The sequence below is a fragment of the Streptomyces cyaneochromogenes genome, from assembly GCF_003963535.1.
GTDB lineage: Bacteria > Actinomycetota > Actinomycetes > Streptomycetales > Streptomycetaceae > Streptomyces > Streptomyces shaanxiensis.
In genome coordinates, this window is record NZ_CP034539.1 from 9662955 (window position 1) to 9682151 (window position 19197).

Genomic DNA, 19197 nt, shown 5'->3' on the forward strand with positions numbered 1-19197 from the left:
GCACGTGGCCGGGCCGGATCAGGGCTGGATGTCGAGTACCTCCGTCACCGGGCGGCGCGGTGTGCTGGGGCCTTTGGGCCCGTATCCCAGCCGCAGCAGCAACTGCTGGAAGCCCGTCCCGGTCACCGGGTCACGCAGCGGCCAGCGCAGGTCCGTCCATTCGACGGGCTGGGTGACGAAGGAGCTGGACAGACCCTTGAGGGTGGCCAGCAGCAGGACGCGTTCCATGGCCTGGCCGGCGCGGAGCCAGTCCTCCGGGCGGTCGTGGGCCGTGCTGAGGAGGGCCAGCTGAGGCTTCTGCTCGAAGTCCGCGGCGTCCCGTCCGGCCACCTGCCGGTGACCGGCGAAGTCGCGCATGGGGGCCCTGCCCCCGCGTTTGCGCGGGCCGAAGGCGTACTGCGGGACTCCGTCGTCGGCGGTGGTAGCCGAGGGGGCATCGACGTGGGTCCACCGCGTCAGGTCCTGGTCGCTGCCGGCGTCGGTGATGTTGCGTGCCTCGGCCTCCTGAATCAGTTCCAGCACGTCCTGCAGATGCCATGAAGTGGGGAACGACAGGGCCGCTCCCTCAGAGCGAGCGGCGGCGCCGAGAGCTTCCCGCAGGACCTCGGGGATCTTGGTCTCCTCGAACGGGTATCGGCTGCTGTGCCGTTGATGGATCGCCGGATACAGTGCGCCGAGATCGCTCTCGCCGCCCGCAGGGTCGGTCAACCGCACACTTGCGAGCAGCGCCCGGTCGGTGGCGTCCGGCAGCAGCCGGGTTTCCGCATGCCAGCCCTCGTGGAGCACGGCGACCCTCAGGTTCAACAGGGCGGCGCCGCAGCCGAGATGAAGGCCGCGGTTGTCCGGGTCGGAGTGCGGCATGGCGCGGTCGAAGTCGGCGAACAGCACAAAGGTGCGGGCGTCCCGGAAATAGCGGAAGCGCCAGGGCTGTGCGTTGTGCATGGACGGAGCGGCCGCGGCGTCGTGGACCAGGGCCGCCACCCGTTCGTCGGATGGTGTGTGGTGGCTGACTTCTCTGCTCACCGGAGCCTCCCCTCGCGAGTCGGCGGCACGCCGGGACGAGGCCGCTGCCCCCGGCCGGCTACTGCTCGGCCGGAGTGATGCGGCGGCCCGTGAGACTCGCCGGCCGGATCGACACCCACATTTCGCGTTCACCGCCCGCCCACGGTGAGGTGTGGGCGTGTTCGGAGAGCCTGCGCACGGCGTCGGGCTCCGTCACGACGCTTGCCGGGCCGACCGCGAGCACGCTCCAGCCCTGGCTCAGAGCCTCGTCGACGTGGTCGACCTCGAAGGCGACGTCCGTTCCCACGGCCGCCGCGGGCACGGTGTCGGGCGCGGTCCGGAACACGATCGTGTCGTCGACGATCTCGTAGTTGACCGGGACGACCGCGGGGCGTCCGTCGGGTGTCGACACCGCGATACGCCCCACCCCGTGCGTGGAGAGGAGCCTGCGGCATTCCGCCGGGCCGAGATCGCGCAACTGAGGGTGCAGCAGCGCGTGGCCTTGACCGGGAGGGAGATCGATGCCTCCTCCTCGCAGCGCGGTGACGGAGGTGCCCAGCGCGTCGGCCAGCCTGATGAGAGTCGCCACCGTCGGGTCGGCGGGCCGTTCCTCCAGGTACGCCAGATACTCGGGCGACATCCGTGCGCGACGGGCGGTTTCCTCCCGGCTCAGGTTCTGTCGCCGACGTTCGACGGCCACGCGCCGACCGATGTCGCCGGGATCGAGTGTCCCGGTCGGCCGGGCGGCCGCGGCCACGGTCTCCGCCTCACCCGTGTACCGGGAAGGCTCGTGGGCGGTGTCGGGCTGTCCGTCCTCGACATGGCGGATGTGCGCGTCGGGCCCGGGGAACACGAGGGTCACTTCGTCCGTGTCCGACCAGCGCACGTCGTAGGGAGGTGTTCCGTCCTCGTGGTGCAGTCCGACGATTTCGCCGTCGCGCCTGGTGGCGCCGGTCGCCGGGCTTTCGATGACCAGTTGGTCGCCGAGGTGAGCTCGCATGGTCGCCGCCCTCTCCTCAGAATGGTGCTGTATCCAACGTGCCACGCGCGACACGCCGCCGCATGGGCCGAGAGTCCCCGATCCGTGAGCTTGGCGGCCGGTATCCGGGAGGCGACATGCACCACCGAACGGTCGGGGAGCTCATGACCCGGGACGTCGTCCGGGCGCGGCGCGACATGCCGTTCAAGGAGATCGTCAGGCTGCTGACGGAGAACGACATCACCGCCGTACCGGTCGTGGACGATCGGGACCATACGGTCGGCGTGGTGTCCGAGGCCGACCTGCTGCGCAAGAGCGCCGGTCAGGCCGATCCGTCCGGGCGGGCCCCGGTTCCGCGCCTGGAGGCCTGGGAGCGGGCCAAGGCCGAGGGGGCCCGCGCCGAGGAACTGATGTCCGCGCCGGCGGTCTGCGCCCGTCCGGAGTGGAATGTGGTCGAGGCCGCCCGTCTGATGGAGACCCGCCATGTCAAGCGGCTGCCCGTGGTGGACGAGGCGGACCGGCTCCTGGGCATCGTCAGCCGCGGCGATCTGCTGCGGATCTTCCTGCGCCGTGACGACGCCATCCGCGACGAGATCGCCGAGGACGTGCTGCGCCGGACGATGGGGCTCGATCCCTCGGAGGTGACGGCCGAGGTGCACGAGGGCCAGGTCAGCCTCCGTGGCTCCGTCGAGTTCAGGAGCCTGATCCCCGTCATCGAGCGGCTGTGCCGAAGCGTCGACGGCGTGGTGTCGGTGGCCGAGCACATCACGTACCGGACGGACGACTCCCGGCGTTCGCCCGCCGTCTGAGGGGCAGTCCACGCGCGCAGCCGAGCGGCCCGTGGGACCGGGGTCGTGCGCGGGCCGACGGTGACGCACGGACCTTGCTTGGGACAAGGCCCCGCTCACGACTCAGCTGGTGATCTCGACGCGCTGAGGCTTCCCCCTCTCGGTTTTGGGGACGCGTACCGTGAGCACCCCGTTGGCCAGGTCCGCGCTGACGTGCTCGGTGTCCGCGTTCGGCGGCAAGGCGGTGCGGTAGTCGAACTGCCCGATGCGGCGGGTGTGCCTGCGGACCACCCCGGTGCGCTCCCTTTCCTTGATCTCACCGTGGACGTCCAGTTCGCCTTCGACGACCTCCACCGTGATCTGGTCCTTGTCCACACCGGGAAGTTCCAGCTCCACCAGGTAGGCGTCCTCGGTGTCCTCGACGTCGGCCAGCGGCGCCCACGCCTCGGCGGTGTCGAACTCGGGGAAGCCGGCGATGGGGAAGGTCGCATGCATGAGCCGATCCATGCGGGTGCGGAGATCCTCGATCTCACGGAAGGGGTCCCACACGGGATGTGCGCCCCTGCCGCGTCGTACGGGATGTGTCATGGCTGATCCTCCTCCTTGCGTTCCGATCCCGGGGCTCACGTGGGCCGGCCGGCGACCTGACGGGTGCTGGGCCGGGAGGCGTCCACGTCTTCGATGTCGCGCTCGGCGACGTTCAGCAGCTGCTGGGCGAGGTCGTTCATGGCCCTGCTCGCCGCGAGTTCGTCACCGATCTCCGGCACGTTCATGTCCGCCGGATTGCAGTGCGCGGACCCGTGTCCGGTGAGCGTCGTGGTGCCCGTGTCCAGCACCACGCGTGCCTTCGTCGTCCCCTCGTCGTCCTCGAAGAGGTGGAGACGAACCTTCCATTCCGCCGTGTGCGGCATCGCTTTCCTCCTCACCTCGTTACGCACCGATGTGACCCGGATGCGGTTCGTTCTGCGTCCGGGGGCTGTGCGGCGGGAGCGCGCGCCAGCTCTTCAACGCGGTGTCGGACTCGTGCGGTGAGTACGCTGAGCCGCTCGGACACCGTCGCCCGAGGCGCCTGCGGTCCTCGGATTCGACGGGCCGCCGACGGCAGTCCGTCCAGGTCGGTGGCGAACCTCGCCCGGCACTCGTCGAGCGTGGACCTGTCGCCGGTGCGCCGCCCGCCCCGCATCACCGTCTCCAGCAGCGGCCTTCCGTCGGCTGGTGGCTTCTCGTCGGCCAGGCCGATCACGTCGGCGTATCCGGGACGGCGGAACACCTGCTTGGGGCCGGGTGCCGTGACCTTCGCGGTGGAGAGCTTCATCACCGGCCGTCCGTCGTACTCCACCATTTTGTAGGCGGAGTCCAGGAACGGGGCGTCGGCCGAGACCCCGACGCGGGTGCCGACGGCGTACGTGTCGATCGGCGCGCCCGAGCGGACCAGTTCGTCCAGGGCGTACTCGTCGAGACCGCCACTGGCGACGATCCGCACGTCCGGCAGGCCCGCGCCGTCGAGGATGTCCCGTGCTCGCACCGCCAGGGTCCCGAGGTCGCTGCTGTCCAGTCGCACGGCCGACCCCGGCCCGCGGTCCAGGTCCCGCAGGACGCGCGCCGCGACGTGGACGCCGTCCTCGGTGTCGTAGGTGTCCACCAGCAAGGTCACCGGGCCGGGGTGGGACCGTGCGAAGGCGCGGAACGCACTCTCCTCGGTGGCGAACGCCTCCACGAAGGAATGCGCCATCGTCCCGACGGCGGGTATGCCGACAGCGGTGGCTGCGGCCACGTTGCTGGTCCCGGCGAAGCCGACCATCGCGCCGAGGCGGGCGGCCTGGAACCCGGACTGCGGGCCGTGGGTCCGCCGCAGGGAGAAGTCCACGACCGGATGCCCGGCCGCGGCCAGCATGCAGCGCGCGGCCTTCGAGGCGAGCGCGGTCTGGTGGCTGACCTGGTTGAGCACGTAGGTTTCGGCCAACTGCGCCTGCGGAAGCGGCGCGGTCACCTCCAGCAGGGGCTCGCCCGCCCGCACGATCCGCCCTTCCGGAACGGCCCGCACGTCGCCCGTGAACTCCAGGCCGAGCAGGGCCTGAACGTCGCCCGGCGGCCGGTGCAGGGCGGAAGCGAAGGCATCGACGTCCTCCGGGCCGACATGCAGGCCGGACAGGTAGTCCAGGGCCGACTCCAGCCCCGCCGCGACCAGGAAGCCCCGCTCGGGAGGCAGGTCGCGTACGAAGAGACTGAAGGTCGCCGGGGCGGTCATGCCCTCCCGCAGATAGGACATGGCCATCGTGACCTCGTACAGATCGGTGGTCATCGCATCGGACATGAGCGTCACCTCCTTCCAGCCTCCGCCCGAGCTCCTCGTCCGTCACCTGCGGAAGCGCTCGGACCACAGGGGCTCCACCAGGTCCCACTCGGCGTCCCACTGCGCGTACCTTCTGCGGTCCAGCATGTGGCGCATGCCCGCCCGCGCCGCGAAGGACCCGGCGATCACGCCGACCGCCGCCATACCGCCCACGAACCAGCCCGTGGTCGTGGCGCCCAGCGCGCTCATCGGCGGACCGGTGATGGCCCCGGCCTGGTCCACCCAGACTCGAGCGGTCGCACCCTTGGGCGTTCCTGGCTCTGCCAGGACGGTTCCCGTGCGCACCCGGCCATTGCCGTCGGTCCAGCGGACCTGCGCCTGTTGCTTCCCGCCCTCGGTATCACCCTTGACATTCGACGTCAGCCGGGCGGTGACCTCCTGCCGCTGTGCTGACTGGATCTGGACGGTACGCATCGACGACTCGTAAGCCGTCAGCCCCGCACTGAGCGCGGCCATCGGCAGGCCGACGACGAATACGAGTATCAAGAAGCGGCCGAACCAGGCTTCGACCCTGTCGGACGTACGCCGCAGGGGATTCGCCCCCTTCGAGGTGTGCTCCTGGTGCGGCGGGGGTGGGCCGGACGCGGACGGCGAACCTTGTGCACTCATGAGTCGGCCTCCAGCAGGTCGCTGGTCCGTTCCCCCGTCTCTCCGTCCCACCATCGAACGGCAGCGGAGACCGGTCACTGGGCCGAAAGTCCCCGCGGGGGCGACGTACGGCCCCGCAAGGGCCGACCTTCGGCAAGATCCGTCTCCGCCCGGCGCGGCGCGGTCATACCTGGGGAACGACCACGACCGGGCACGGCGCGTGATGCAGTACCGCATGATTGATCAGGCCCAGCTGCAAACCCAAGTGCCCCTGTCGCCTTCGGGCGCCCACGACCAGCAGGTCCGCCCCTGACGCCGCCTCCAGCAGGGCCTGGCGTGCCGGTCCCTCGATCACCCTTCGGCTGACCGGCGCGTCCCGGTACCGCTCCGCCGCACCGCGCAAGGCGTCGTCGAGCACCTGCTCCGGCGGGCGTCGGTGAGCCTCAAGGGCGTACCACGGCGGGGCCTGAGGTGCGGTGAAAGCGCCGAAAGGTGTGCTCCAGGCGTGCACAGCCACCAGCCGGCAGCCCCGCACACGGGCCTCACGGAACGCGAACCGGACAGCCGTGCCGCTGCCCTCCCCGTCCTCGACACCGACCACGACGCTCCCGAACCGGGCACCCCGGTGCTCCGCCGCGCCGCGCACCACGACGACCGGGCAGTCCGCTCGTGCCGCCACGGCCAGGCTGACCGAGCCCAGGAGCATCCCGGCGAGATCCCCGAGCCCCCGGGATCCGAGCACCAGCGCGAAGGCGTTGCGCCCCTTGTCGACCAGGGCGGAAGCCGCGTCCTCATGCAGCACCTCGCTCGACAGCCGCACCGTAGGAGCGCCATCCCTGGCGCGCTGCGCGGCAGCGCCGATCACGTCGGATGCCTCGTCGGATGCCTCATGGACCCTCACCGCCGCGTGCAGGAGGTGGAGCGGCACCTCGTGCCGGACCGCCTCGTCGACGGCCCAGTCCACCGCCTCCAGACTCGCCTCGGACCCGTCGACACCGACGACCAGGGGAATCGACACCACCCCTGTCTCCTCTCGTGCCGGACTCCGCCGCTGCGCCTCTCTCCTCCCCAGGCCCACATGCGTCGCGGAGGAGATTGGGGTACTCCTCGAAGGAGACAACACATCACGCTCGGCCTGCCGGCGACGTCCGGACCATCCACACCATGCGACTCGTTCACCGTCGTCACCGTCATTCCCAGCTTCGTACGAGACGGAGGCCGCCGCCATGCAACCAGTCGTCACCGTGGGCCTGGACGGCTCACCCGAGAGCCTTGCCGCCGCCCGCTGGGCCGCCGACGAGGCGGAGAAGCGCAAGCTGGCCCTGCGTCTGCTGCACGCGTGGCCACTGTTGGCGCCGGAACCGACCGGCGTCCCCTCGGAAGTCGATCAGAACTACTGGGCCAAGCGTCTCGTCAACACTGCGAGGGCGGAGCTCCAAGCACACCACCCGGGCCTGTCCATCGTCGGGGACCTGGTCGCCGAAGACGCCCAGAACGCCCTGATCCAAGCGGCGTCGGAGTCCGAGATGACCGTGCTCGGTTCCCGGGGGCTGGAGCCGGTCGAGAGCTACTTCCTGGGCGACGTCAGCATGCCCGTCGTGGCACGGGCCGAGCGGCCGGTCGTACTCGTCCGCGCAGAGACCCCGGAGGAGGGGGCGCCCCCGGCACCCGCGAGCCGCGTGGTCGTGGCCCTGAAACTGCACGGATCCTCCGACGACCTGCTCGACTTCGCCTTCCACACCGCCGCGGCAAGGGGCGTCCCTCTGCTGGCCGTCCACGGACGCAGTGTGCCGCTCCATGCACGTGTGCCCTGGGGCGTGGACCACGACGCCACCGAAGAGCTGACGCGAGACGCGCAGAAGGAACTGAGCAAGGCGCTCCGACCCTGGCGCGAGAAGTACCCGCAGGTGACTGTCACCGACAGCATCCGTCTCGCAAGCCCGGCCAAAGCCGTCGTACGTGCCGCCGAAGGCGCGGCGCTGCTCGTCGTCGGCCGACGCGCACACCGGCACGGCCTGCCTCCCCACCTGGGCCCCGTGGCCCAGGCAGCCATCCATCACGGGAGCTGCCCCGTCGCCGTCGTCCCTCATGGCTGAGCCGGGCCCCCGTCCGGTGCGGACCGAGGGGCAGGGGCTGCCGTCTTGCCCGGGAGCCCGGCCGGGGTGACCGTGGAGGTGAGGGAACGAGGGAGTGAACACCGTGCGAGCGCTCGTCTACCACGGTCCGGAACAGACCTCATGGGACACCGTCCCGGACCCCGCGATCGAGGAGGCGTCCGACGCGATCGTGCGCGTCGACGCCACCACAGTCTGCGGCAGTGATCTGCACATCCTGCGGGGGGACCTCCCCGAGGTGAAACCGGGGACGGTCCTCGGCCACGAGGCCGTCGGCGAGGTCGTGGAGGTCGGCAGCGACGTCCACGATCTGCGCCCCGGAAACCAGGTGATCGTGTCGTCCGTCTCGGCCTGCGGCCACTGCCGGGCGTGCCGCGACACCATGGGCGGCCAGTGCCGCGGAGGCGGTGGATGGATCCTGGGAAGCCTGATCAACGGGACGCAGGCCGAATTCGTGCGGGTGCCGTTCGCCGACTACTCCACCCATCGACGGCCCTCCGCGCTGGCACTGGACGACGCGGTCCTGCTCGCCGAAGTCCTCCCCACCGCCTACGAGGTCGGGGTGCGGAACGGACATGTGGGACCGGGAGACATCGTCGTCGTGGTGGGTGCGGGGCCCGTGGGGTTGGCCACGGTCGCCATCGCCCGTCTCTACTCGCCTCGCCGGATCATCGTCGTGGACCTGTCCACCGCCCGGCTGGAAGCCGCGGTCCGCCTGGGCGCCGATGCCGCCGAACTGCCCGGGCAGATGATCGCCGATCTCTCAGAGGAGCCGGGAGCCGACGTGGTCGTCGAGGCATCGGGTGAGCCGGAAGGCTTCGTCCTGTGCACCCGAGCCGTCCGCACCGGAGGGCATATCGCCAACATCGGCACGCACGGCAAGCCGGTCACGCTGCATCTCGAATCCCTGTGGCGCAAGAACGTGACGATCAGCACCGGCCAGGTGGACACGTCCTCCACCCCTTGGCTGCTGGAGCTGGTGAGGTTCGGACGCCTGCCGGTCTCCCAGCTGGTCACCCACACCTTCGGCCTCGATCGGATGGAGGATGCCTACGAGGTGTTCTCCCACGGCACCACCACGGGCGCCCTCAAGGTCGTGCTGCACCGCGAGTGAACCGCCCGGCCCACAAGGGGCCGAACGGGCCGTCCGGACCCTCGGTCAGGGCCGTCCGGCCCTACAACTCGTCGGCGAGCGGCGGTGCCATGGAATTGAGCCGAGGGCTACAAGGAGACACGGAGCAGCGGAACAGGGGCCGCGCACCGTGTGATTGGGGCCCGCAAGAAGCGGGCGGCCCCCGGCTCCGTCGACGCGCGCGGTACGCCGCCGGCCGTCCGATCCGGCCGTGTCCTGCGGCCGAGGTGCAGCCAGGACCGGGCTCGGCGACTCTGGACATCAGGGGCAGTGCCGGGAGGAGCAGCCCATGCACTGGGAAACGATCCAGAAGGACACCGCACCGGTCGTCCCACCCCGACTCACCGACTACGACCAGGCCCGCTCCACCTTCACCTGGTCGCAGGCGCGCACCGCGCTGGCCGGGCTGCCCGACGGCGGGCTCAACATGGCCCACGAGGCGGTGGACCGGCACGCGGCCTCTGACCTCGCGGGCAAGGTCGCGCTGCGCTGCGTCGCTCGGGACGACTCCGTCTCGACCGTCACGTACGCGGAACTGGCCCGTCGTACGGCCCGTTTCGCGAACGTCCTGCGCTCACTCGGCGTGGGCCACGGCGACCGGGTGTTCACCCTGCTGGGCCGCTGCCCCGAGCTCTACACCACGGTGCTGGGCGCGCTGAAGAACACCAGCGTGCTCTGCCCGCTCTTCTCAGCCTTCGGCCCCGACCCGGTCCAGCAGCGGCTGCGGCTCGGAGACGCGCAGGTCCTGGTCACCACCGCGGCCCTCTACCGGCGCAAGGTCGCCGAGCGCCGGGCATCGGTTCCCGGGCTGAAGCACGTCCTGATCGTCGGCCCCGGCGCCGACGAGCTGCCCGGCACCGCCTCCTTCGACAACCTGATGTCCACCGCCCCGGACGCCTTCACCATCCCGGAGACGTCTCCCGACGACATGGCGCTGCTCCACTTCACCAGCGGAACCACGGGCACCCCCAAGGGCGCGGTCCACGTCCACGAGGCCGTCGTCGCCCACTACGCCACCGCCGCGTACGCCCTCGACCTGCACCCCGAGGACGTGTACTGGTGCACCGCCGACCCCGGCTGGGTCACCGGCATGTCGTACGGGATCATCGCCCCGCTCGTCCACGGCGTGACGCTGGTCGTGGACGAGGGCGACTACGACGCCCGGCGCTGGTACCGGATCCTCGGCGAACAGCGGGTCACCGTCTGGTACACGGCCCCAACGGCCCTGCGCATGCTGATGCGCGCCACCCCACGCCAAGGCCCGTACGACCTGCCGCGCTCCTACGACCTCTCTGCCTTGCGCTTCATCGCCTCCGTCGGCGAGCCCCTCAACCCGGAGGCCGTCGTGTGGGGCCGGGACGTGCTGGGCCTGCCGGTGCACGACAACTGGTGGCAAACGGAGACCGGTTGCATCATGATCGCGAACTTCGCGGCCGGCGAGATCCGGCCCGGCTCGATGGGACGGCCGCTGCCCGGCGTCGACGCCACCGTGCTGGAGCAGGGCGAGGATGGCCGAGCACTGGTCATCGACGGCAAGGTCACGGAAGTGGAAAGCCCCGACGTCGAGGGCGAGTTGGCGCTACGGCCGGGCTGGCCGTCGATGTTCCGCGGCTATCTGCACGACAAGGAGCGCTACGACGCCGCGTTCGCGGGCGGCTGGTACCTGACCGGAGACCTGGTCAGGCGGGATGCGGACGGCTGGTACTGGTTCGTGGGGCGCGCGGATGACGTCATCAAGTCGGCTGGGCATCTGATCGGCCCGTTCGAGGTGGAGAGCGCGCTGATGGAGCATCCGTCGGTGGCCGAGGCCGGGGTGATCGGACGGCCGGACCCGGTCGCCGGGAACGTGGTCAAGGCCTTCGTGTCGCTGCGGCCCGGTGTCGAGCCGACCCCGGATCTTGAGCGGGAGTTGCTGGCCTTCGGCCGTCGCAAGTTGGGCCCTGCCGTCGCGCCCAGGGAGATCGCCTTCGATCAGCACCTGCCCAAGACGCGCAGCGGGAAGGTCATGCGCCGCCTCCTGCGCGCCCGCGAACTCGGCCTGCCGACCGGAGACTTGTCGACCTTGGAGGGATCCACATGAGCGCCGCCCGCGCCACGCGCACACGCAAGGACCCGGCGCCCCCGAAGTCCGGCAAGGAGACCACGACGACCAGGCGGAGCGCGAGCACCGAAGCGCCGGCCCGGCAGCCGGACACCGGACACCGGACGGACCTGCTGGAGTCGATGCTGCGCATCCGGCACTTCGAGGAGCGGTGCGTGGAGCTGTACAGCGCCGCGAAGATCCGCGGCTTCGTCCACCTGTACATCGGTGAGGAGGCCGTCGCCGTCGGCGTCAACGAGGCACTGACACCCGAGGACGCGGTCGTCTCCACCTACCGCGAGCACGGCCACGCGCTGGCCCGCGGGATCACGGCCGATGCCGTCATGGCCGAGATGTACGGCAGGACGACCGGGTGCAGCGGCGGCCGAGGCGGTTCGATGCACCTGTTCGACGCGAGCCGCCGCTTCTACGGCGGCAACGCCATCGTCGCCGGCGGGCTCCCCCTGGCCGCCGGGCTCGCGCTCGCCGACCGCATGCGCGAACGGACCAACGTCACCTGCTGCTTCTTCGGCGACGGGGCCTTTGCCGAGGGCGAGTTCCACGAGACCGCGAACCTGGCTGCGTTGTGGAAGCTGCCTGTGCTGCTTGTCTGTGAGAACAACCGCTACGCCATGGGCACGGCGCTGGAACGGCACGAGGCACAGACCGATCTGGCCATGCGCGCCGCTTCCTACGGCATGGTCGCCTGGGCCGTGGACGGCATGGACGTCGAAGTCGTCGAGCAAGCCGCACGGCGGGCCGTCGAGGGCATCCGGGCCGGCACCGGTCCGCACTTCCTGGAACTGCGCACCTACCGCTTCCGCGCCCACTCGATGTACGACCCGGACCGCTACCGCGACAGGACGGAGATCGAGCGGTGGAAGTCCCGCGACCCGATCAGCCTGCTCACGGACCGCATGCGCGACAACGGTGAGCTGGGGGACAAGGACGTCGCCACGATCGAGCAACGGATCACCGCCGAGATCGACCGCGCCGTCGAAGCGGCCGAACAGGCACCCGAGGAGCCGGTCGAGCACCTGCTCCACCACGTCACGAGTTCCTCGGCGGAGGCGGTGAGTTGACCATGGGCGTCGACGGTTCGCACGAGGCGAAGACCACCTACCGGGAGGCGATGCGCGAGGCACTCCGTCAGGCCCTGCGCTCCGACGAGCGTGTCTTCCTCATGGGCGAGGACGTGGGCAGGTACGGCGGATGCTTCGGCGTCAGCCTCGGACTGCTGGAGGAGTTCGGCCCCGAACGCGTCCGCGACACCCCGCTGTCGGAGTCCGCGTTCGTCGGTGCCGGCATCGGTGCCGCCCTCGCCGGGATGCGGCCCGTCGTCGAGATCATGACCGTCAACTTCAGCCTGCTGGCTCTGGACCAGATCCTCAACAACGCCGCCACCCTGCTGCACATGTCCGGCGGCCAGTTGCCCGTACCGCTGGTCATCCGCATGACCACGGGGGCCGGACGGCAGCTCGCCGCCCAGCACTCACACAGCCTGGAGGGCTGGTACGCGCACATCCCCGGCATCCGCGTCCTCGCCCCCGCCACTCTCGAGGACGCGCGCCACATGCTCGCTCCGGCGCTCGCCGACCCCGACCCCGTACTGATCTTCGAGCACGGAAGCCTCTACAACGTCTCCGGTGAACTCCTTGAGCCCACGGCCCCCGTGGACCTGGAGCACGCAGCGATCCGCAGGCCCGGCACCGACATCTCCCTGATCACGTACGGCGGTTCGCTGCCCAAGGCCCTCGCGGCGGCGGACGAGCTGGCCGCCGAGGGCATCAGCGCCGAGGTGATCGACCTGCGCACCCTCCGTCCTCTGGACGCCGAGGCGATCACCGCTTCCGTGGCCCGTACCCACCGTGCCGTGGTCATCGACGAGGCATGGCGGACGGGAAGCCTCGCCGCCGAGGTGTCCGCCCGCATCGCCGAGGAGTCGTTCTACGAACTCGACGCGCCCGTCGAGCGGGTGTGCAGCGCCGAGGTGCCCATGCCGTACGCCCGGCGGCTGGAGGAGGCCGCCCTGCCGCAGCCCGCCGACATCGTCGCGGCCGCCCACCGGGCGGTGAACTGATCATGGCCGAGTTCACCATGCCGTCCCTCGGCGCCGACATGGACGAGGGCACGCTCCTGGAATGGCTGGTGGGGCCCGGTGACCTCGTACACAAGGGGGATCCGGTCGCGGTGGTGGAAACCGCGAAGTCGACGATCGAGGTGGAGTGCTTCGCAACCGGGACCATGAATGAGCTGCTCGTCGAACCCGGCACGACGGTCCCGGTGGGCACGCCGCTCGCGGTGATCGGGCCGGCCGAGGAGCGACGACCGGTCAGCCGGGCACCGAAGAAGGGCAAGCCCTCGGCGTCCACGGAGCCCTCGGCGTCCACCGAGCCCCCATCCCCGCCGCCCGAACCCGCCCCGGGCCCGGCGCCGGCACTTTCCGCCGCTCGACAGCGCGGCCACATCGAGGCCGGCCCACTGGTCCGGCATCTCGCCGAGCACAGCGGCGTAGACCTGGAGGCGCTGCACGGCACCGGACCAGGAGGGCGCGTCACCCGGACCGACGTCGAGGCAGCGGTGGCCGCCCGAGCTGCTCCTCGGCCGCGCGTGCGCGCCTCCCCCTTCGCCCGGCGGCTAGCCGCCGAACTGGGCGTCGACCTGGCCACGGTGACGGGGACGGGCAGGGAGTCGGCCGTCCGTGCCGCGGACGTACGGCGGGCAGCTCCGGGCCCGGCGGCCCCCACCGCCCCCGCGCCCACGGGCGCCGCCCCGGTGCGGCCTTCCCCTCAACGGCCGCCTGCTGCTGCCCGCCCGTCCGAAGACCGGGCCGCAGCCATGCGCCGGGCGATCGCCGGCCTGATGACCCGCGCCAACCGGGACATTCCCCACTACTACCTCTCCACCTCCGTGGACCTGGCCGCCGCGATGGACTGGCTGCACGAGCACAACCGGCAAAGCCCGGTCGGTGAACGGCTGCTCCCCGCGGCCCTGTTGCTGAAGGCGGCCGCCTTGGCGGCCCGGGAGGTCCCCGAACTCAACGGCTTCTGGATCGACGACCACTTCACGGCGGGCGAGGGCATACACCTCGGCGTGGCCGTGTCCCTGCGCGGCGGAGGGCTCGTCGCCCCCGCGCTGCACCACGCCGACACCCTGGCGCTCCCGCAGCTGATGAACTCCCTGAAGGACCTGGTCGCCCGGGCTCGTACGGGCATGCTGCGCGGTACCGAGGTGTCCGAGGCCACGATCACCGTCACCAATCTCGGCGACCAGGGCGTGGAAACCGTCCTCGGCGTGATCCACCCGCCCCAGGTGGCTCTGGTCGGCTTCGGGCGGGTGGTCGACCGGCCGTGCGCCGTCGATGGCCTGCTGGGCGTGCGGCCCGTGGTCACGGCGACCCTCTCCGCCGACCACCGGGCGACCGACGGTGCTGTCGGTGCCCGCTACCTCACGGCGGTGTCCCGCCTCCTGCAGAACCCGGAGCAGCTGTGAACATGAATCGAACCGAGGCAATGGACATGGTCAGGGAATCGATCTCCCGCGTCCTTCCGGGCGCCGACGTCGCAGCTCTGGGGCCCGACGACGCGTTCCGCGATGTACTGGAGATGGACTCGCTGGACTTCCTGAGTTTCGTGGAGGTGCTCAGCGAGCGCTCCGGCGTGCGCATCGAGGACGAGGACTCGCGCCGGCTCACCACGCTGTCCGCCGCCGCCGACTTCCTTGCCGCCCACACGCGGTGACCCGCGCCCGGTGGACGGTCACGGCTCAGATCGCTTCGATGTCGTCGACGACATCGGCCACGTCGTCGATGTCCCGTACCGATGCGAGCAGTTCGGGGACGACAGCCTTGTCCAGTCTCCCCGTCATCGTCACCACGCCGTTGTCCACGGCGACTTGCACGGCGTGCGGATCCAGCAGGTGCCGGCCGATCAGGGATTCGGCCTCGGCCCGGATCTCGGCGTCGTCACGGATCAGGGCCCGCAGCAGGTCGCGCCGGCTCACCACACCGACGAGCCGGCCGCGATAGTCGGTCACTGGAAGCCGCTTCAGCCGGGCGTGGGCGGCGGTCCACGCGGCGTCCGTCACCCGCTGCGCCGGGTGGACGGTGACAGGCGGGAAGGTCATCAACGTGGCCGCCGTGTCGCCGTGGCTCTTCTCGTACAGGCGGCGCTGCCACATCCTGCCGACAGGACCGTGCCGGTGCGGTTCCGCCATGACGGCGGCCTTGGCCAGCAGATCCGACTCCGAGACGACACCGATCACGTGGTCGTCGGCATCGACCACCGGCACGGCACTCACCTGCTCGCGGGCGAGCGTGTGGGCCACGTCCAGGAACGGCATGTCGCCGGGGACGGAGGCCGCCGGCACCTGCATGACATCCCGCACCCGGAGTACGGCAGGTTGCCCGGCGGACGGCTCCGGTGCGGCAGTGACCGGCCGTTGAGGCACCTCCCCACCGGGGGCGACCTCCGGCTCCTGGGCGCTCCGCGCAGACGCGGCGGCGGCGACCGCGGCGAGGTAGCGGCCCAACGCGTCCTGGCGGGGTTCCTCCTGGGGTGTCCACGGGCGGCCCGGCGTGGTGCGGCGGGCTTCCTTCCCTGTGGAGGTGTGCTCGATGTCGCTCACGGCTGCCTCCCGAGGACGCCGTCCACCTACGCGGTCAGTCTCGCATCGATCGGCAGGTGCGGCCTCCGGGCCGAACGGCCCTGCCTGCGGGACAGATGGGCCGGTGCGGCGCGACATGCCATCGCCTACCAAGGAAACTGGGAAGCGTGGCCTGGGCTCACCAGGAGGAGAGTTCGTGAGCGGTTTCCGGGACTTTCTGACACGGTTCCGGCCGGCGACATCGCCCGGCCGGGCCGCACCGAGTGGTGTTCCCGCGGACCGCTCCGCCGAACTCCGTGCGGAGCTCGCCCCGCCCCTGGCCCTGCTCGAACAGGCGGAGGTGGAAGCCCGGACCGTACGTGAGCGGGCCGAGGCGGCTGCCGCGTCTCGTCGGCGGGATGCCGAACGGCAGGCCGAGGCGATCGTGGCCGCAGCGCGTACGGAAGCGGACCGGGTACGGGAGCGCGCCGCCGAGCAGGCGCTGCGTGCGGCCAAGGACGAGGCGGCGGCGCTGCTCGCCGAGGCGGAGCGGGTGGCAGCCGACGAGCGCCGCCGTGCCAGGAGCCGCACGCCCGTGCTCGCCGACCGTGTACTCGTGCTGGTGCGGGAGGACCTCGCGGCGGGGGAGGGGACGCCCTCCGTATCGGAGGACCAACCGGTTCCGGGCCGGGAGGGGCCACAAGGGGGTGGCCTGTGATGGGCGCCGGATGGGTGGCCGGCGTGACGCGGGCGCGCGCTCTGCGGACGAGGTGCCTGGGGGCCGAGGGCATCAGGGAGGTGGCCGCGTCCACCACCCTCGATGACGCCCTGCGCTACCTGGCGTCCACGCCGTACCGGCACGACGTCACCCCGGGAGCCACCCCGGCCGAGGCCCAGCGGGCGGTCTCGGCGACACTGCTGTGGCATCTGCGGGTCCTCGCCGGCTGGCAACCGGCCACCGGCGCCGCCGCCGTCCGGGCGCTCGCTGCCGGATTCGAGCTCTCCAACACCGAGCACCACCTGAGGGCTCTCTCAGCCGACCCGCGCCGGCCGGGTTCAGAACGCCGCCCCTCACCGCCCTACCGCCTGGGCGCGCTGGCGACCGCCTGGACACGGCTCGCCCGCACCCGTACGCCATCGGAGCTGCGTACCGCGCTCGCGGCCTCCGTCTGGGGCGACCCCGGGGGAGACTCCCCGGCCGCGATCGCCACGGGGATGCGGGTCTCCGCCGCCCTACGGCTCGCCACCACCGTCCCCTGTGCGGCACGCTGGGCGGCCGCCCGGCTCGCCCTGCAGTTCGGCCGTGAAGTATTCGTCGTGGGCCGCCGCATGCCGGAGGTCTCGGTCCGTCGGGCGGCCCGCCTGCTCGGCCCGAGGGCCGTCGCCGCAGGCTCGTACGCCGATTTCAGGCAGGCGCTGCCGACCACTGCGAGGTGGCTGCTGGACGACATCGACGAGGCGGCGGACCTGTGGCGGGCGGAAGCACACTGGTGGGACGCCGTCGAGCGGGACGGCCGGGAACTGCTGCGCCGGTCCCGTTTCGGGCCGCAGCCGGTGGTGGGGGCCGTGGCACTGCTGTCCGTCGACGCGTGGCGGACCCGCGGCGCGCTGGAAATAGCCGCCCGGGGCGGCGGCCCTGGGGGCTGGCCGAGCGAGGCGCTCGATGCTCCGGGCTGAGGCGGCGGGCCCGGTCCGGATGCGCAGGGTGGCCATCGTGGCCCCCGAGCAGGCGCTGCGGGAGAGCCTGGTCCGGATTGCCGAGGCGGGCTGCGTCGAGATCGACCTGGCCGGGGACGGCGGGCCGGATGTCCGTGGGCGGGCGGCCACACGCCTCCAGCGGCTGCGTGCCGAACCGGCGCAACCCGTACTGAGCGAGGCGCCCCCTGACCTGGACGCACTGGAGCGTGAGGGCCGGACCGACCTGCTGGCCGGCGAGGCACAGTTGGAGGAACGGCTCGGCAGCGCGGTCCGGCACGGCGCGGTCGCGGCACTGGCCGGCTGGTGCCCCGAAGCGCAGGTGGGCGCCACGGCCGCTCGCATCGCCGGTGCCGGGGGCGCGCTGATGCCACTGCGAACCCCGCGCGGTATCGATCCGCCGACCTTGCTGACCGGAGCGGACACCGCGTCCCCGGCGTTCACGGCGAGGCCGGTGCGCCGCTCCTTCACGCCTCTGGTCACCACATACGGAACCGTGCCCTACGCCGACCTCGACCCCACCATGGCGGCCGGCATCGTCTACGTGGTGATGTTCGGCCTGATGTTCGGCGACGCCGGGCACGGTCTGCTGCTCGTGGGCATCGCGCTCCTGCTGCGGGCGGGCCGACCACGCCGAGTGGCCGCGCTGCGCCCGCTGTGGCCCTTCGTCGCCGGAGCCGGGCTCGCCGCAGCCTTGGCCGGAGTGGCGTACGGCGAGTTCTTCGGGCCGACCGGGGTGCTGCCCGTGCTGTGGCTGGAACCGCTGGAGGAGCCCATGCGGCTGCTGGCCGCGGCCGTCGGGCTCGGTGCCGTGCTGCTGGCCGTCGCCTACGCCGCGGGGATCGTGAACCGGTGGCGGGAAGGCGGACCCGCGGCGGCCCTGTACGCGACGACCGGGATCGCCGGGGCCGCGCTCTATCTCGGTCTCGCCGCCGTCGCGGGGTACGTGTGGCTCGGCCAGGCCGGGTACGGAGTCGTGGGCGCGGCGATCGCGGCCGTCGGGCTGGCGCTGGCCGGGGTGGGGCTGTACGCCACCACCGCGGGCGGTCCGGGCGGTGCCGTGCAGACCGGCATCCAGCTGTTCGACGCCGTGGTGCGGATCGGCTCGAACGTCGTGTCGTTCGCACGGCTCGCGGCCTTCGGCCTCACCCACGCGGCGCTGGGGGCGATCGTCTGGGACGGCACGACGGCTCTGGCGGGGCGGGGCCCGGTGGGCGTCGTCGCAGCGGTACTCGTGTTCCTCGCGGGCAATGCCCTGACCTTCGCCTTGGAGGCCCTGGTGGCCGGTGTCCAGGCGCTGCGACTGGAGTTCTACGAATTGTTCTCCCGGCTCTTCGAGGGCGAGGGCCGCCCCTTCAGGCCCTGGCACCTGCCCGTGGAGCACCTCACGGGGCCGGCCGCCGACACCGGACCGCTCGCAGTGGCTCAGGCCGTGCGGCGCGGCCCGGCAAGGGAGGAGGAAGCGTGATCACCTGGTTCCTGGCCCTGCCCGTCATCGTGGCGGGATTCGTCGCCGTACGTCTTGTCCTGCGACGCTCCGGCCGGACGGCCCTGTGGTGGATGGTCGCCGCCGACGCCGTTCTCCTGGTGGCCGCCGCCGTGGTACTGACCCTGGCGCTCGGCGGCGGAACCGCCCAAGCCGCGACCACCGCGGCCCAGGAGTCCGGCTCCGGGTCCGCCGCTCTGATCGGCGCCGCGATCGCGGTGGCCGGTGCGACGATCGGCGCGGGCATCGCCGTCGCCTACACCGGTGCGGCGGCCCTCGCGGCGCTCAGTGAACGGCCCGAGCTCTTCGGCCGGGCCATGGTCATCGTCGGTCTGGCCGAGGGCATCGCCATCTACGGGCTGGTCGTCGCGGTCATCCTCATCGGCAAGGCGTGAC

General features: G+C 71.8%; 20 protein-coding genes. 12 read left to right on the forward strand and 8 right to left on the reverse strand.

Going from position 1 to position 19197, the window contains the following annotated elements:
- Positions 1-18: 18 nt before the first annotated feature.
- Positions 19-1023 carry an Acg family FMN-binding oxidoreductase gene (locus EJ357_RS43340; RefSeq protein ID WP_407698449.1) on the reverse strand — a complete coding sequence of 335 codons (1005 nt, stop codon included), beginning with the start codon at positions 1021-1023 and terminating at the stop codon, positions 19-21.
- A gap of 58 nt (positions 1024-1081) precedes the next feature.
- On the reverse strand, positions 1082-2002 hold the full coding sequence (locus EJ357_RS43345) for a DUF1918 domain-containing protein (protein ID WP_126397689.1): 921 nt from the start codon (positions 2000-2002) through the stop codon (positions 1082-1084).
- A 116-nt stretch (positions 2003-2118) separates the two neighbouring features.
- Between EJ357_RS43345 and EJ357_RS43350 the strand changes: the two genes are divergently transcribed.
- Entirely contained in the window at positions 2119-2790 is a 672-nt protein-coding gene (locus EJ357_RS43350; protein ID WP_126397691.1) for a CBS domain-containing protein, read from the forward strand.
- A gap of 102 nt (positions 2791-2892) precedes the next feature.
- Here EJ357_RS43350 and EJ357_RS43355 read toward each other — a convergent pair whose 3' ends face one another.
- From EJ357_RS43355 to EJ357_RS43375, 5 genes are all read right to left on the reverse strand, one after another.
- A complete protein-coding gene (locus EJ357_RS43355) occupies positions 2893-3357 on the reverse strand; it encodes an Hsp20/alpha crystallin family protein (RefSeq protein ID WP_126397693.1) in 465 nt (154 codons plus the stop codon).
- 35 nt (positions 3358-3392) lie between these two features.
- Entirely contained in the window at positions 3393-3680 is a 288-nt protein-coding gene (locus EJ357_RS43360) for a dsRBD fold-containing protein (protein WP_126397695.1), read from the reverse strand.
- 11 nt (positions 3681-3691) lie between these two features.
- A complete protein-coding gene (locus EJ357_RS43365; protein WP_126397697.1) occupies positions 3692-5083 on the reverse strand; it encodes a nicotinate phosphoribosyltransferase in 1392 nt (463 codons plus the stop codon).
- A gap of 42 nt (positions 5084-5125) precedes the next feature.
- Entirely contained in the window at positions 5126-5731 is a 606-nt protein-coding gene (locus EJ357_RS43370) for an Rv1733c family protein (protein WP_126397699.1), read from the reverse strand.
- Positions 5732-5894: 163 nt separating this feature from the next.
- A complete protein-coding gene (locus tag EJ357_RS43375) occupies positions 5895-6728 on the reverse strand; it encodes a universal stress protein (protein WP_126400828.1) in 834 nt (277 codons plus the stop codon).
- Positions 6729-6936: 208 nt separating this feature from the next.
- Here EJ357_RS43375 and EJ357_RS43380 point away from each other — a divergent pair, with 208 nt between their 5' ends.
- The 7 genes from EJ357_RS43380 (at position 6937) to EJ357_RS43410 (ending at position 14776) form a co-directional block, all read left to right on the forward strand.
- Entirely contained in the window at positions 6937-7806 is an 870-nt protein-coding gene (locus EJ357_RS43380; protein WP_126397701.1) for a universal stress protein, read from the forward strand.
- A 103-nt stretch (positions 7807-7909) separates the two neighbouring features.
- A complete protein-coding gene (locus EJ357_RS43385; RefSeq protein WP_126400830.1) occupies positions 7910-8938 on the forward strand; it encodes an alcohol dehydrogenase catalytic domain-containing protein in 1029 nt (342 codons plus the stop codon).
- Between the two features lie 307 nt (positions 8939-9245).
- A complete protein-coding gene (gene acsA / locus EJ357_RS43390) occupies positions 9246-11036 on the forward strand; it encodes an acetate--CoA ligase (RefSeq protein WP_126397702.1) in 1791 nt (596 codons plus the stop codon).
- Complete coding sequence (pdhA, locus tag EJ357_RS43395; RefSeq protein ID WP_126397704.1) at positions 11033-12118, forward strand: pyruvate dehydrogenase (acetyl-transferring) E1 component subunit alpha; 1086 nt, start codon at positions 11033-11035, stop codon at positions 12116-12118. Before acsA ends, pdhA begins: the two co-directional genes overlap by 4 nt.
- A gap of 2 nt (positions 12119-12120) precedes the next feature.
- Positions 12121-13116: an alpha-ketoacid dehydrogenase subunit beta gene (locus EJ357_RS43400; protein WP_126397706.1), complete on the forward strand. Its 996-nt coding sequence runs from the start codon at positions 12121-12123 to the stop codon at positions 13114-13116.
- Between the two features lie 2 nt (positions 13117-13118).
- Positions 13119-14528: a dihydrolipoamide acetyltransferase family protein gene (locus EJ357_RS43405; RefSeq protein ID WP_126397708.1), complete on the forward strand. Its 1410-nt coding sequence runs from the start codon at positions 13119-13121 to the stop codon at positions 14526-14528.
- Between the two features lie 26 nt (positions 14529-14554).
- Positions 14555-14776, forward strand: coding sequence for an acyl carrier protein (locus EJ357_RS43410; RefSeq protein WP_228472787.1), 222 nt, complete (start codon positions 14555-14557; stop codon positions 14774-14776).
- A gap of 25 nt (positions 14777-14801) precedes the next feature.
- Here EJ357_RS43410 and EJ357_RS43415 read toward each other — a convergent pair whose 3' ends face one another.
- A complete protein-coding gene (locus EJ357_RS43415; RefSeq protein ID WP_126397712.1) occupies positions 14802-15662 on the reverse strand; it encodes a CBS domain-containing protein in 861 nt (286 codons plus the stop codon).
- A 175-nt stretch (positions 15663-15837) separates the two neighbouring features.
- Between EJ357_RS43415 and EJ357_RS43420 the strand changes: the two genes are divergently transcribed.
- The 4 genes from EJ357_RS43420 to EJ357_RS43435 are packed head-to-tail and all read left to right on the forward strand — an operon-like array spanning position 15838 to position 19196.
- On the forward strand, positions 15838-16338 hold the full coding sequence (locus EJ357_RS43420) for a hypothetical protein (protein ID WP_126397713.1): 501 nt from the start codon (positions 15838-15840) through the stop codon (positions 16336-16338).
- The gene (locus tag EJ357_RS43425; RefSeq protein ID WP_126397715.1) at positions 16338-17297 is read left to right on the forward strand and encodes a V-type ATPase subunit; all 960 of its coding nucleotides are present in this window, start codon (positions 16338-16340) and stop codon (positions 17295-17297) included. Before EJ357_RS43420 ends, EJ357_RS43425 begins: the two co-directional genes overlap by 1 nt.
- Entirely contained in the window at positions 17284-18783 is a 1500-nt protein-coding gene (locus EJ357_RS43430) for a V-type ATPase 116kDa subunit family protein (protein ID WP_228472788.1), read from the forward strand. The genes EJ357_RS43425 and EJ357_RS43430 overlap by 14 nt, the downstream gene beginning before the upstream one ends.
- Positions 18780-19196, forward strand: coding sequence for an ATP synthase subunit C (locus EJ357_RS43435; protein ID WP_126397717.1), 417 nt, complete (start codon positions 18780-18782; stop codon positions 19194-19196). The genes EJ357_RS43430 and EJ357_RS43435 overlap by 4 nt, the downstream gene beginning before the upstream one ends.
- Position 19197 lies beyond the last annotated feature (1 nt).